The organism is Pseudomonas sp. Bout1 (assembly GCF_034314165.1).
GTDB lineage: Bacteria > Pseudomonadota > Gammaproteobacteria > Pseudomonadales > Pseudomonadaceae > Aquipseudomonas.
In genome coordinates this window covers 1,551,691-1,564,954 of sequence record NZ_JAVIWK010000001.1, presented here as the reverse complement: position 1 = coordinate 1,564,954, position 13,264 = coordinate 1,551,691, and the positions used below count along the sequence as shown (strand labels likewise).

Below are 13,264 nucleotides of genomic sequence, written 5' to 3'. Positions count from 1 at the left end.
ACAACAGGTCCAACGCCATGAGCATCGTTCATCCGCGCCAGCTATTGCTGGCGGCCGCTGTTGCCAGCCTCGCCTTTCCCGTCCTCGCCGAAGAACACGGCTTCCTGGAAGACGCCAGCGCCAACCTCAACCTGCGCAACTTCTTCTTCAACCGTAACTACACCAACCCGGCCAAGGCCCAGGGCGGCGCCCAGGAGTGGACCCAAAGTTTCATTCTCGACGCCAGGTCCGGCTTTACCCAAGGCACCGTCGGGTTCGGCATGGACGTACTGGGTTTGTATGCGCAGAAGCTCGATGGTGGTCGCGGTACCGGCGGCACCCAACTCCTGCCGCTGGACCGTGATGGCGAGCCCGCCGATAACTTCGGGCGCCTCGGTGTTGCGTTCAAGGCGCGAATTTCCAAGACCGAAGTAAAGGTCGGCGAATGGATGCCGGTGCTGCCTATCCTGCGTTCGGACGATGGCCGCTCCTTGCCGCAAACCCTGCGCGGCGGGCAAATCACCTCCCGGGAAATCGCCGGCCTGACCCTCTATGGCGGCCAGTTCCGCGCCAACAGCCCGCGGGACGACAGCAGCATGACTGACATGTCGATGTTCGGAAAAGCCGCGTTCACCTCCGACCGGTTCAACTTCCAGGGTGGCGAATATGCGTTCAACAACAAACACACCCAAGTGGGCGTGTGGAACGCCCAACTCAAGGACATCTACAGCCAGCAATACCTCAACCTGATCCACAGCCAGCCTGTGGGCGACTGGACGCTGGGCGCCAACCTTGGATTCTTCTATGGCAAGGACGACGGCAGCGCCCGCGCCGGAGACCTCGACAACAAGACCTGGTCCGGACTGTTCTCGGCCCGGTACGGCGGTAACACCTTCTACCTCGGCCTGCAAAAGCTCACAGGCAAGAGCGCCTGGATGCGCGTCAATGGCACCAGCGGCGGTACCCTGGCCAACGACAGCTACAACGCCAGCTACGACAACGCCCGGGAAAAATCCTGGCAGGTACGCCATGACTACAACTTTGCCGCCCTGGGTATTGCGGGCCTGACGTTGATGAACCGCTATATCAGCGGCAGCAACGTACACAGCGGCACCGTGACCGATGGCAGGGAATGGGGACGGGAAAGCGAAGTGGCCTACGTGGTACAGAGCGGAACGCTGAAGGATCTCAATCTGCGCTGGCGCAACTCCAGCATGCGCAGGGACTACAGCAACAACGAGTTTGATGAAAACCGGTTGATCGTCAGTTACCCGATAAGCCTGCTGTAAAGCCTCGACAGACTTGCTGTATGGTGCGCGCGTGTCATGGATGACCCGACCCCGCAGCCAACGTCTTTCGAGTCCGCCATGAAACACTTCGCCACCGTATCGGCCGTATTGGCCCTGGCCCTGACGCTCAGCGGCTGCATCGGCCCGCCCTTGGCGCTCACACCGCAAACCGAACAACGCCTGCAAACCGAAGCGCCGATCCGTTTTTTACTGACCTTCGATGATGGCCCCAGCGCATCGGGTTTTATGAACCCCAGCCGTTCGGTAATGGCGGACCTGGCGAAAAACCCGATACAACCGGGGATCAAGGCAGTGTTCTTCCTGCAGACCGAGGCGCCCCGCTCTGGCGGCAACCCGCGTGGCTACAAGACCATGGAGCGCGAATACGCGGCCGGTCATATCCTGGGTTTCCATACCGCGACTCCGTGGCACAGTAATCATCGCTCGCAAAATCCGGTTGAACTGGAGCACTACCTCAGCCTGGGTTCGTCGACACTCCAATCCATCACTGGCCAACCGCCCACGCTGGTACGTCCACCGTTCTGGAACTACGACAAGCGCACCTTCGCCGCCTATCAACAGCATGGCATGCATGTGCTGCTCACCGACCTGAGTGCAAACGATGGGGTGATCTGGGTGTTCAATGGCAGCCCGCGACGACGAGAAAACCTGATCCGCCAACTGTCGGTGGTGCGCGAGCGCATTGCGCGGGGTGAATTACCGACGGTGGACGGCGTGATCCCGGTGGTGGTGACCTTCCACGATATCAACCGCTACACCGCCTGGCACTTGAAGGAATACCTGCAAATCCTGCTGGACAGCGCCCATATCAATGGCGTGCCCCTCGCCACACAGCCTTTCTACACCGACCGGGCAACCTTGCAGCGAGCCGCCATGGCCCGCACGGTAAAAAGCGCCGACGAAGTCGTGCATCTGCCCGGCGTGTGGAATTGGGTATGGGACGCTGACTCGCACTAGGCGCGCGACTCTACCCCCAACTCATCCCACACCGACTCGGCCAAGTGAAACGTCGCATTCGCCGCCGGAATGCCGCAATAGATCGCGCTCTGCATCAGCACTTCCTTGATCTCGGCGCGGGTCACACCGTTGCTCGCGGCGGCGCGCAGGTGCAGCTTCAGCTCTTCGCTGCGGTTCATGCCGATGAGCATGGCGATGGTGATCAGGCTGCGGGTATGCCGCGGCAGCCCCGGGCGGGTCCAGATATCACCCCAGGCGTGGCGGGTGATCATTTCCTGGAACTCGCTGTTGAACTCGGTCAGGGCGTTGAGGCTGCGGTCGACGTGGGCATCGCCCAGCACTTCGCGGCGCACTTGCAGGCCGTCGGCATAACGTTGTTTCTCGTCCACAAAACGCTCCTCATGCAACGGTGACGACAGGCACATACCTGTGGCGAGGGAGCTTGCTCCCGTTGGGTCGCGCAGCGACCCCAGTGAGGCCGCTGCAGGGTTTTACAAATAGTTGGGTTGCGGCTGCTCAGGGGCTGCTACGCAGCCCAACGGGAGCAAGCTCCCTCGCCACAGGGTTCAGCGATACTCAGCGCGATAGCAGAAATTCCAGCACACGGTCGCTGAACACCGCACCGGCTTGCACGTTGGACAGGTGCGCGGCGTAGAACTCGGCGTACTCGGCGCCCTTCACGTGTTCCTGGATAAAGTGCCCACCGGAAGGCGGCGTGACTGCATCTTCGCTGCCGGCAATCACCAGGGTCGGCACCTTGATGGACGACAGTTGCTCACGCAAATCCGCATCGCGCACGGCCGCGCAATTTGCGGCATAACCTTCGGGGTTGGTTGCTGCCAGCATGTCGGTGATTAGCTTGGCCTGGTCAGGATGTGCCTCGGCAAAGTCGGCGGTGAACCAGCGTGCGATCGACGCGTCACGCAGGGCAACCATCGCTGCCGCCCCATCGCGCAGGACCATCTCGATCCGTGGATTCCAGATATCGGGCGTGCCGATTTTCGCTGCTGTGTTGCATACCACCAGCCGGAGCAAACGCTCACCCGCATGGATCCCCAGCCACTGACCGATCAGGCCGCCCATGGACAGCCCGCAGAAATGCGCACGTTCGACCCGCAAAGCATCCAGCAACGCCAACACGTCACCGCCCAATTGCTCGATGCTGTAGGGGCCTTCGGTAACCAGGGATTTGCCGTGGCCACGGGTATCAAAACGCAGTACCCGAAAGTGTTGCGTGAACGCCTCGATCTGGCTGTCCCACATGTGCAGGTCGGTGCCCAGGGAGTTGGACAGCACCAACACTGGTGCGTCTTCGGGGCCATCGAGTTGGTAGTTCAGTTCGCCATCGGCGAGTTGTACAAATCCCACAGCAGCCTCCTCAGGCAGTCAAAGCAAAATGTTCGGCCACGGCTCGGGTAACCCAGGTTTGCGCCTGGCCGAGGTAGTGCGCCGGGTCCAGCAGGCGGTCCAGTTCGGCGGCCGAAAGCTCGGCGGTTACTTGCGGTTCATCGCCCAGCACCACCCGCAGGTGACGGTGCTCGGAGACGGCACGCTTGCAGCATTGTTCCAGCAGATGGTGCGCGGTTTCGCGGCCCAGGCGTTGGGCGAGGACGATGCTGACCGCCTCGGCCAGTACCAGGCCCTGGGTCAAGTCGAGATTCTGCGCCATGCGCTCGCGGTCGACTTCCAGCCCTTCACTCACCAGTAGCGCCTGGTGCAACGCACCGGACACCAGCCGGCAAATCTCTGGCAAGGTTTCCCATTCGGCGTGCCACAGGCCCAGGCTGCGTTCGTGCTCCTGGGGCATGGCGCTGAACATCGTGGCCACCAGGCCCGGCACGCGGGTTGCGGCACTGATCAGCACGGCGGCGCCCACCGGGTTGCGCTTGTGGGGCATGGTCGAGGAGCCGCCTTTGCCGGGGGCCGACGGCTCGAAGACTTCCGCCGCTTCAGTCTGCATCAGCAGGCTGATGTCGCGGCCCAGTTTGCCAAGGCTGCCGGCGATCAGGCCGAGTAGCGAGGCAAACTCCACCAGGCGGTCGCGCTGGGTGTGCCAGGGTTGCTCCGGCAGGCCCAGTTGCAACTCGGCGGCCAGCGCTTGCGCCACCGGCATCGCCTGTTCGCCCAGGGCCGCCAGGGTGCCGGACGCACCACCAAATTGCAGCACCAGCAACCGCGGCTTGAGTTCGCCCAGGCGCTGGCGATTGCGAGTGACTGCGCCGAGCCAGCCGGCGATCTTCATGCCCAGCGTGACCGGCGTTGCATGCTGCAGCCAGGTGCGGCCAGCCAATGGAGTAGTTGCATATCGCTGCGCCTGTGCGGCAAGGATACCGCCCAGGCGCGCCAAATCATGCTCGATCAGCTCGACCGCGCTGCGCAGTTGCAGCACCAGGCCAGTGTCCATCACATCCTGGCTGGTAGCACCCAAATGCACATAACGTTCCGCGCCGGCATCTTCGCTGGCGATCAACTTGCCGAGGGCCTTGACCAACGGAATCGCCGAGTTGCCCGCCGTGGCAATCGCCTCGCCGAGGGCATCGACATCGTAGAGGGAAGCGAGGCAAGCCTGGGCAATCGGCGCGACGGCCGCTTGCGGGATCAACCCGACCTGGGCCTCGGCCCGGGCCAGCGCGGCTTCGAAATCCAGCATGCCCTGCAAGCGCCCTTGGTCGCAGAACACTTCGGCCATGCTGTTGGCGGTGAAATAGGCGTCGAACAGTTGGTTGCTCGTGCGCATCGTCATAACACATCCCTAGGTGGCGCATACCCGGCAACGGGCATGCGCCAGCCGGTTACAGATCGTGGTGCAAGTACGCCGCCTCTTTGGGCAGGCGCAAGCTGAACAGAAACGCCACCGCCATCATCGCCGTGACGTACCAGTAAAAGGTGTTTTCCATGCCCATGGACTTGAGACCCAAGGCCACATACTCCGCTGAACCACCGAAGATCGCGTTCGCCACCGCATACGCCAGGCCCACGCCCAGTGCGCGCACTTGTGGCGGGAACATTTCGGCCTTCACCAGGCCGCTGATGGAGGTGTAGAAGCTCACGATGGCCAGCGCCAGGGTGATCAACACAAAGGCCAGGAACGGGCTACTGACGGTTTTCAGGGTGAGCAGGATCGGCACCGTGCACAGCGTGCCCAGGGCGCCGAACCACAGCATCGAGTTACGGCGGCCAATCTTGTCCGCCAGCATGCCGAACAGCGGCTGCATGCACATGTAGAAGAACAGCGCGCCGGTCATGATGTAGCTGGCGGTCTTGGCGTGCATCCCGGCGGTGTTCACCAGGTACTTCTGCATGTAGGTGGTGAACGTGTAGAAAATCAGCGAGCCGCCGGCGGTATAGCCGAGTACGGTGATAAACGCCGCCTTGTGATCGCGGAACAGCGCGGCAATGCTGCCGGCGTCCTTGTCCTCACGCATTTCCTTGCTGGTGGTTTCTTTCAGGGTGCGGCGCAGCAACAGCGAGATCACTGCCGCAATGGCGCCGATCACAAACGGAATCCGCCAGCCCCAGGCGCGCAATTCGTCTTCGGTGAGGATCTGTTGCAGGATCACCACCACCAACACCGCCAGCAGTTGCCCGCCGATCAGGGTCACGTACTGGAACGAGGCGAAGAAGCCGCGCTGGCCCTTGAGCGCGACTTCACTCATGTAGGTGGCGGTGGTGCCGTATTCGCCACCTACCGACAGGCCCTGGAACAGCCGGGCGACCAGCAGCAAGGCCGGGGCCCAGGCGCCGATATCTTTATAGGTGGGCAAAAAGGCGATGACCAGGGAGCCGGCGCACATCATCAGCACCGAGATCATCATGGAATTCTTGCGTCCGTGTTTATCCGCCACCCGGCCGAACAGCCAGCCGCCGATAGGGCGCATCAGGAAGCCGGCGGCGAACACGCCAGCGGTATTCAAGAGTTGCACGGTGGGGTTTTCCGACGGGAAAAACGCCGGGGCGAAGTAGATGGCGCAGAAGGCATAGACGTAGAAGTCGAACCATTCGACAAGGTTGCCGGAGGAGGCACCGACAATCGCAAAGATCCTTTTGCTGCGTTCTTCTCCGGTGTAGTGACTGGTTTTTGTTGTCATGGTTTTTCACTCAATGGGAACGGTTATAGCCTAGACATACTTTGCAACAACCCTGTTCCGCAAGCAGACTTTTGGATATTTGTTGCCTGGGCCGGCCTCATCGCGGGCAAGCCCGGCTCCCACATTTGGAATGCATTCCCCTGTGGGAGCTGGCTTGCCTGCGATAAATCCGCAGCCAACTCAATAATCGAAGAACACCGTCTCCTCGTCTGTGCCCTGCAAAATCACATTCCACTGATACACACCCGCTGCATCCGCCTTGGCGATCAACGTGCGCCGCCGCTCCTGCGGTACACACGCCAGCAGCGCGTCATCCCCATTCGCCGCCTCACCGTCAAAATAAATCCGCGTCAGCAGGTGCTTCACCAGCCCTCGGGCAAACACCAGCACCACCAGGTGCGGCGCCTGGGTGGTGCCCTTCAACCCCGGCACACTGCCCGGCTTGATCGTGGTAAAGCGAAAACGCCCTTCGGCATCCACCGGCACCCGGCCAAAACCTTCAAAGTTCGGGTCCACCGGTTTGTCCTGCTCATCTTCAGGATGGTCGTACTTGCCGGCCGCATTGGCCTGCCAGACTTCCAGCATGGCGTCGTTGACCACATCACCGTTGCCATCCACCACCCGGCCGGTGATCGCCACGCGCTCGCCGAGGGTGGCGGCGACGGTCAGGTCTTCGCGGTTCAGCCAGGTGAGGCCGATGTGGTAATACGGCCCTACGGTGTGGGAAGTCGTCGCGTTGAGGCTCATCTCATTTCTCCATCGGCGTGGCGTCGCGGCCGCGCAGGACGATGTCCCAGCGGTAGCCGAGGGCATACTGCGGAATGGTTTTTTCCAGATCGAACGAGGCGATCAGGCGTTCCTTGGCGGACGTGTCCGGGACGCAGTTGTAGATCGGGTCATAGGCCAGCAGCGGGTCACCGGGGAAGTACATCTGAGTCACCAATCGCGTCAGCACACTGGGGCCGAACAGCGAGAAGTGAATGTGCGCCGGGCGCCAGGCATTGTGGTGGTTGCCCCACGGGTAGGCGCCGGGCTTGATGGTCTGGAACTGGTACCAGCCCTCGGCGTCGGTGACGGTACGCCCGGTGCCGGTGAAGTTCGGGTCCAGTGGCGCGTCGTGCTGGTCGCGCGTGTGGTTGTAGCGGCCGGCAGCGTTGGCCTGCCAGATTTCCACGAGGATGCCGGGAACGGGCGAGCCGTTTTCATCCAGCACACGCCCGTGAATGATGATGCGTTCGCCCTGGGGCTCGCCTTCATGCTGGGCGGTCAGGTCGCTGTCCTTCTCGTTGATGCGCTCGGCGCCGATGGTCGGGCCGGTGATTTCCGACAGGGAATGGGGCAGGAACACCAACGGCTTGGACGGCGAACGCAGGTTCGTCGACTGGTAGGCCGGGTGCAGGTAATCAGGCTGAGTACCCGCTTGCGGGCGCCGGTATCCGGGCTTGTCACTCATGGAGCAATCCTCTTTATTCTTGTGGGGCTCAAACGCGTTCGATCGCCAGGGCCAAACCTTGGCCAACGCCAACGCACATGGTCGCCAGGCCTTTGCTGCCGCCGGTTTTTTCCAGTTGGTGCAGCGCGGTCAGTACCAGGCGCGCGCCGCTCATGCCCAGTGGGTGGCCGAGGGCAATTGCGCCGCCGTTCGGGTTGACCTGCGGTGCGTCGTCGGCAATCCCCAATTCGCGCAGCACGGCCAAACCCTGGCTGGCGAAGGCTTCGTTGAGTTCGATCACATCGAAATCAGTCACCGCCAGGCCCAGGCGCTCCACCAGTTTGCGCACCGCCGGCACCGGGCCGATGCCCATCACACGCGGCGCCACACCGGCGCTGGCCATGCCCAACACCCGAGCGCGGGCGGTCAGGCCGTGTTTTTTGACGGCTTCGGCAGAGGCCAGGATCAGTGCGGCGGCACCGTCGTTGACGCCAGAGGCGTTGCCCGCGGTGACGGTCTTGTCGGGGCCGTTGACCGGCTTGAGTTTGGTCAGGGCTTCCAGGGTGGTATCGGCCCGTGGATGCTCGTCATGCTCGACTACGGTTTCGCCCTTTTTATGGGCGACACGCACCGGCACGATTTCTTCGGCGAAGAAGCCGGCGGCCTGTGCAGCGGCAGTACGTTGCTGGCTGCGCAGGGCGAACGCGTCCTGGTCGGCGCGGGAGACTTGATAGTCATCGGCCACGTTGTCGGCGGTTTGCGGCATTGGGTCGACGCCGTACTGAGCCTTCATCAACGGGTTGATGAAGCGCCAGCCGATGGTGGTGTCTTCCAGCTTCATGTTGCGCGAGAACGCCGCATCCGCCTTGCCCATCACGAACGGTGCGCGGGACATCGACTCGACGCCACCGGCAATCGCCAGCTCCATTTCGCCGCTGGCGATCGCGCGAAAAGCCGTGCCGATCGCGTCCATGCCCGAGGCGCACAGGCGGTTCAGGGTGACGCCGGGAATGCTCTCCGGCAGGCCGGCCAGCAATGCCGCCATGCGCGCCACGTTGCGGTTGTCTTCGCCGGCCTGGTTGGCGCAACCCAGGAACACCTCGTCGACCGCGTTCCAGTCCACTGACGGGTTGCGCTCCATCAAGGCCTTGATCGGCAGTGCCGCCAGGTCATCGGCGCGCACGGTGGACAAGCCACCGCCAAAACGGCCGATGGGGGTACGAATGGCGTCACAGATAAATACGTCGCGCATCAGGCTTCTCCGGGGGCTTGGCCGTGGGCGGCAGCGGTGCGCGCTTCAAGGTCGCGCAGGGCGGTCAGTTCGATGTCGGTAGGTTCGGCGCTGGTGGTCAGCTGGTCGGCAAAACGAACCGCCCAACCGGTGGCCGCCACCACTTGCTCACGGGTCACGCCGGGGTGCAGGGCGGTGACGACAAACTCGTGGCTGCCCTCCTCCGGTTCCATGATGCACAGGTCGGTAATGATTCCTACGGGACCAGCGCCTGGCAGGCCCAGGCGTTTACGCGAGTCGCCGCCTTCGCCGTGGCCAACCGAGGTAATGAAGTCCAGCTTGTCGACAAACGAGCGCGCCGACTGCTTGAGGATAATCAGCACGCTCTTCGCGGAGCCGGCGATTTCCGGCGCGCCACCGGCACCCGGCAGGCGCACTTTGGGATGGTGATAATCACCCACCACGGTGGTGTTGATATTGCCGAAACGGTCGACCTGGGCCGCACCGAGAAAACCGACGTCAATACGCCCGCCCTGCAGCCAGTAGCGAAAAATCTCACCGGTCGGCACCACAGTGTCGGCGGTTTCCGCCAGCTCGCCGTCACCGATGGACAGCGGCAGCACCGAGGGCTTGGCGCCAATCGGGCCAGACTCGTAGATCAGCACCACGTCGGGCGACGACGTCAGGCGCGCCAGGTTGGCGGCCTTGGAAGGCAAGCCGATGCCGACGAAGCACACCGAACCGTTCTTCAGGCGGCGGGCGGCGGCGACGGTCATCATTTCGTTGGTGGAGTAAGCCATTATCGGGCCTCCTGCGCAGTGGCCAGCTTGGCCTGGAATTCACTGAAATTGGCGGTGCCGTGGATGTATTCGTTGATCCACGCGGTAAACGTCTCACGGTCCCGGGCGATCGGGTCCCACGCTTGGTAGAAACGGTTATCACGCTCGGTGTAACCGTGGGCGTAGGACGGATGCGCGCCGCCGGGTACATGGCACACGGCGGTCAGGGCCCAGGTTGGCAGCACACAGGCGTTCATCGGTGCGTTGAGGTCGTCGACGATTTCTTCGACGGTGACGATGCAACGTTTGGCTGCCAGGGCTGCCTCCTTCTGCACGCCGAGGATGCCCCACAGCAGCACGTTGCCCTTGCGGTCAGCCTTTTGTGCGTGGATCACGGTGATGTCCGGACGCACCGACGGCACGGCCGCCAGCACTTCGCCGGTGAATGGGCAGGTCACGGTCTTGATCAGCGGGTTGACCTTGGGCAGGTCGGAGCCGGCGTAGGCGCGCAACACCGCGAATGGCAGGCCGGATGCACCGGCGACGTAGGCATTGGCCAGGTCGGCGTGGCTGTGTTCTTCGATCTCCAGCGGTTGCGGCCACTGCTTTTCAACCGCATCCCGCAGCCGGTGCAGGGAGCCCACGCCCGGGTTGCCGCCCCAGGAGAAAATCAACTTGCGGGCACAGCCGGCGCCGATCAACTGGTCGTAGATCAGGTCAGGCGTCATGCGTACCAGCGTCAGGTCTTTCTTGCCCTGACGAATGATTTCATGACCTGCCGCCGTAGGGATCAGGTGAGTAAAGCCTTCGAGTGCAACGGTGTCACCGTCATTCACGAACTGCTTGACGGCCTCGGCCAGGGAAAGGATTTCAGCCATGGGGTTAGGCTCCCGGTATGGATCGAAAAAGGCGCTGGAGGCAGCGCCGAAGTGCTTGAAGATTAAGCCGGGGGTTGAAGCCAAACAATCCGATAATCGACTGAGTGTTCGATTATCGAACGAATTGTTTGCAAGCTATCTTTCCCTGCAGGGGCGAGGTTGCTCGCGAAAAACTTGAAGACGCCGCGTTCATTCAGAATGCCAACGTCATCGTTAAAGACCTTCGCGAGCAAGCTCGCGCCTACAAAAATCGCTTCAAGTAGCGTCGGCATGGCTGACCATGCCCTTGATCACCACCGCCGTAGTGGCCAATGCCGCCGGAATCACCAGGGCCGTCAGCACCTGTTCGAAGTTCCAGCCCAGGCCCAGCAAGGTCGCGCCCATCCAGGCACCGAGGATCGCGCCAAAACGGCCGATGCCGAGCATCCACGACACGCCGGTGGCGCGGCCTTGCGTTGGGTAGAAACGCGCCGCCAAAGACGGCATCGCCGACTGCGCACCGTTGACGCACATCCCGGCGACCAGCACCAGCGTCGCCAGGAGCGTGATATTGCCCAGGCTCTGCCCCACCGCGTAGGCAAACACCCCGGCCAGCAGGTAAAAGGTGCCGATGACCTTGTGGGGATTGAACCGGTCCATCGCCCAGCCCACGCCGACTGCGCTCAGTACGCCGCCAAACTGGAACAACGCACCGATAAACGCGGCCTGTTCCATGCTGGCACCGCTGTCACGCATCAGGGTTGGCAGCCAACTGGTCAGCAGGTAAACAATCACCAGGCCCATGAAGTAAGTCAGCCACAGCAGCAAGGTGCCGGCGCTGTAGGTGCCGGAGAAGATCACCGCAAACACGTTGCGCGCCTTGACAGTTTTTTGCTCGGGCACGCTGAAACTTGAGGCCTGGTTGACGATGCTTGGTTCGATGGGCGCGAGGGTCTTGCGCACCTTGTCGGTACCGCGATTGCGCACCACCAGGTAACGCGCCGACTCCGGCAGCCACACCAGCAACACCACCGCGAGGATCAACGGCAAAATCCCGCCGATCATCAGCAAGCTGTGCCAGCCAAAGGTCGGGATTAATTTGGCCGAGATAAACCCGCCACCGGCCATCCCCAGGTTGAAGCCACAGAACATGCTGGTCACCAGCAGCGACTTATGGCGCTCGGGGGTGTATTCAGAGAGCAGCGTCGTGGCGTTCGGCATGCCGGCGCCCAGGCCCAGGCCGGTGAGAAAACGCAAAATCAGCAATTGATCGACGTTGCTGCTGTAGGCCGACGCCAGGCTGAAGGCACCAAACACCAACACGGCCCCCACCAGCACCACCTTGCGCCCGAAGCGATCAGCCAGCGGCCCGGAACCCAGGGCGCCAAAGACCATGCCGATCAACGCGGCACTCATCACCGGGCCGAGGCTGGCGCGGTCGATGCCCCAGTCCTGAGACAGCGCCGGGGCGATAAAGCCCATGGCGGCAGTGTCGAGGCCGTCGAGAAAAACGATGAGAAAACACAGGATCACCACGCGCCACTGGTACCGCGACAGTGGCTGGGCGTTGATGAAGGACTGAACGTCCAGGCACGTACCGACAACAGGTGAAGGCTGATTCATTATTTTTATTTCCACACCGAGGGGCGGGCGAACGACGTTGAGTCGTCATTATTATTGGCTTGGCGCAGAGCGCTGCCGCACATTAATAAGCCAGGGGAAACACCGTCAATTCATCCGGCCGGGATCTGTGCGATCACCGAACAGCTTAGGCAAACAGTTGGGCGCTCAACTCCTGGCTGGCGCTGAGCATGCTCGGCAGGAAACGCTGCTCCAGCTCACTGCGGCTGACCCGCCCGGCATGGGTGCTGACGTTCAGCGCAGCCAGCACCTGGCCGGAAGCGTCGTACACCGGCACGGCAATGGAACGCAGGCCCTGCTCCAGCTCCTGGTCGACGATGCACCAGCCCTGCTGCCGCACTTCCTGCAGGCATTCGAACAAGGCTTGCGGGGTGGTGAGGGTGCGGCTGGTCTTGGTTTGCAGGTCGGCATGGTCGAGGTAGTCCTGCAGCGAGGCATCATCGAGCGCGGCCAGCAGGATGCGGCCCATCGAGGTGCAATAGGCCGGCAGGCGGCCGCCCACCGAGAGGTCGACCGAAATCAGGCGCTGGGTGGTGGCGGAGCGGGCAATGTAGAGGATGTCATCACCTTCCAGGGTGGCCATGTTGCAGGCTTCGTGGAGTTGCTCGCTCATGCGGTCCAGGTACGGCTGGGCCGACACTGCAAGAGGCGTGGACGACAGGTACGCGTGGCCGAGGGTCAGCACCTTGGGCAGCAGCGAATAGGTGCGCCCGTCGGTGGTGGCGTAGCCGAGCTTGATCAGGGTATGCAGGCAACGGCGCACGGCTGCGCGAGGAATTTCCGTGCGGTGGCTGATCTGCGCGATGGTGAGGTGGCGCTTGCGCTCCTGGAACGCCTGCACCACGGCCAGGCCACGGGCCAGGGAAGTCATGAAGTCCGGATCACCGGTAAACGCCTGGATGCGCTTGGCCGGTGACGCAACGATCGGCGGCGCCACTGATGCGAAGGAGTTGCGCAATTGATCGTTCATTTGGGGTCCTTTCTCTTATT

Annotated in this window: 13 protein-coding genes; 2 read left to right on the top strand and 11 right to left on the bottom strand. The window is 62.5% G+C overall.

What is annotated here, in order from left to right:
* Positions 1-17 precede the first annotated feature (17 nt).
* Entirely contained in the window at positions 18-1,268 is a 1,251-nt protein-coding gene (locus RGV33_RS07145) for an OprD family porin (RefSeq protein ID WP_322143662.1), read from the top strand.
* Positions 1,269-1,346: 78 nt separating this feature from the next.
* On the top strand, positions 1,347-2,246 hold the full coding sequence (locus RGV33_RS07140) for a polysaccharide deacetylase family protein (protein WP_416152110.1): 900 nt from the start codon (positions 1,347-1,349) through the stop codon (positions 2,244-2,246).
* Here the strand turns inward: RGV33_RS07140 and pcaC are convergent.
* The 11 genes from pcaC to pcaR form a co-directional block, all read right to left on the bottom strand.
* A complete protein-coding gene (gene pcaC / locus RGV33_RS07135) occupies positions 2,243-2,635 on the bottom strand; it encodes a 4-carboxymuconolactone decarboxylase (RefSeq protein ID WP_005785883.1) in 393 nt (130 codons plus the stop codon). The two genes, RGV33_RS07140 and pcaC, sit on opposite strands and share 4 nt — an antisense overlap.
* Positions 2,636-2,822: 187 nt before the next feature.
* Positions 2,823-3,614 (bottom strand): 3-oxoadipate enol-lactonase, encoded by a 792-nt coding sequence (pcaD, locus tag RGV33_RS07130; protein WP_322143660.1) that lies wholly within the window; start codon positions 3,612-3,614, stop codon positions 2,823-2,825.
* A 10-nt stretch (positions 3,615-3,624) separates the two neighbouring features.
* Complete coding sequence (locus RGV33_RS07125; protein WP_322143659.1) at positions 3,625-4,989, bottom strand: 3-carboxy-cis,cis-muconate cycloisomerase; 1,365 nt, start codon at positions 4,987-4,989, stop codon at positions 3,625-3,627.
* Positions 4,990-5,038: 49 nt separating this feature from the next.
* Positions 5,039-6,334: an MFS family transporter gene (locus tag RGV33_RS07120; protein ID WP_322143658.1), complete on the bottom strand. Its 1,296-nt coding sequence runs from the start codon at positions 6,332-6,334 to the stop codon at positions 5,039-5,041.
* Positions 6,335-6,514: 180 nt separating this feature from the next.
* Positions 6,515-7,081, bottom strand: coding sequence for a protocatechuate 3,4-dioxygenase subunit alpha (pcaG, locus tag RGV33_RS07115; RefSeq protein ID WP_322143657.1), 567 nt, complete (start codon positions 7,079-7,081; stop codon positions 6,515-6,517).
* 1 nt (position 7,082) lies between these two features.
* A complete protein-coding gene (gene pcaH / locus RGV33_RS07110; protein WP_322143656.1) occupies positions 7,083-7,787 on the bottom strand; it encodes a protocatechuate 3,4-dioxygenase subunit beta in 705 nt (234 codons plus the stop codon).
* Positions 7,788-7,815: 28 nt separating this feature from the next.
* Positions 7,816-9,021 carry a 3-oxoadipyl-CoA thiolase gene (gene pcaF / locus RGV33_RS07105; protein WP_322148631.1) on the bottom strand — a complete coding sequence of 402 codons (1,206 nt, stop codon included), beginning with the start codon at positions 9,019-9,021 and terminating at the stop codon, positions 7,816-7,818.
* Positions 9,018-9,800: a CoA-transferase subunit beta gene (locus RGV33_RS07100; protein ID WP_322148629.1), complete on the bottom strand. Its 783-nt coding sequence runs from the start codon at positions 9,798-9,800 to the stop codon at positions 9,018-9,020. Before RGV33_RS07100 ends, pcaF begins: the two co-directional genes overlap by 4 nt.
* Positions 9,797-10,654, bottom strand: a complete 858-nt coding sequence (locus RGV33_RS07095) for a CoA transferase subunit A (RefSeq protein WP_322143655.1) — start codon at positions 10,652-10,654, stop codon at positions 9,797-9,799. Before RGV33_RS07095 ends, RGV33_RS07100 begins: the two co-directional genes overlap by 4 nt.
* 255 nt (positions 10,655-10,909) lie before the next feature.
* Entirely contained in the window at positions 10,910-12,256 is a 1,347-nt protein-coding gene (locus RGV33_RS07090; RefSeq protein WP_322143654.1) for an MFS transporter, read from the bottom strand.
* Between the two features lie 145 nt (positions 12,257-12,401).
* Complete coding sequence (gene pcaR / locus RGV33_RS07085; RefSeq protein ID WP_322143653.1) at positions 12,402-13,244, bottom strand: pca regulon transcriptional regulator PcaR; 843 nt, start codon at positions 13,242-13,244, stop codon at positions 12,402-12,404.
* Positions 13,245-13,264: the final 20 nt, after the last annotated feature.

Excerpts from the sequence above, each read along its gene's own strand:
- RGV33_RS07145 (WP_322143662.1), top strand. The coding sequence starts at position 18 with ATGAGCATCGTTCATCCGCGCCAGCTATTGCTGGCGGCCGCTGTTGCC.
- RGV33_RS07140 (WP_416152110.1), top strand. The coding sequence starts at position 1,347 with ATGAAACACTTCGCCACCGTATCGGCCGTATTGGCCCTGGCCCTGACG.
- RGV33_RS07125 (WP_322143659.1), bottom strand. The coding sequence starts at position 4,989 with ATGACGATGCGCACGAGCAACCAACTGTTCGACGCCTATTTCACCGCC.
- RGV33_RS07120 (WP_322143658.1), bottom strand. The coding sequence starts at position 6,334 with ATGACAACAAAAACCAGTCACTACACCGGAGAAGAACGCAGCAAAAGG.
- pcaG (WP_322143657.1), bottom strand. The coding sequence starts at position 7,081 with ATGAGCCTCAACGCGACGACTTCCCACACCGTAGGGCCGTATTACCAC.
- pcaH (WP_322143656.1), bottom strand. The coding sequence starts at position 7,787 with ATGAGTGACAAGCCCGGATACCGGCGCCCGCAAGCGGGTACTCAGCCT.
- RGV33_RS07095 (WP_322143655.1), bottom strand. The coding sequence starts at position 10,654 with ATGGCTGAAATCCTTTCCCTGGCCGAGGCCGTCAAGCAGTTCGTGAAT.
- RGV33_RS07090 (WP_322143654.1), bottom strand. The coding sequence starts at position 12,256 with ATGAATCAGCCTTCACCTGTTGTCGGTACGTGCCTGGACGTTCAGTCC.
- pcaR (WP_322143653.1), bottom strand. The coding sequence starts at position 13,244 with ATGAACGATCAATTGCGCAACTCCTTCGCATCAGTGGCGCCGCCGATC.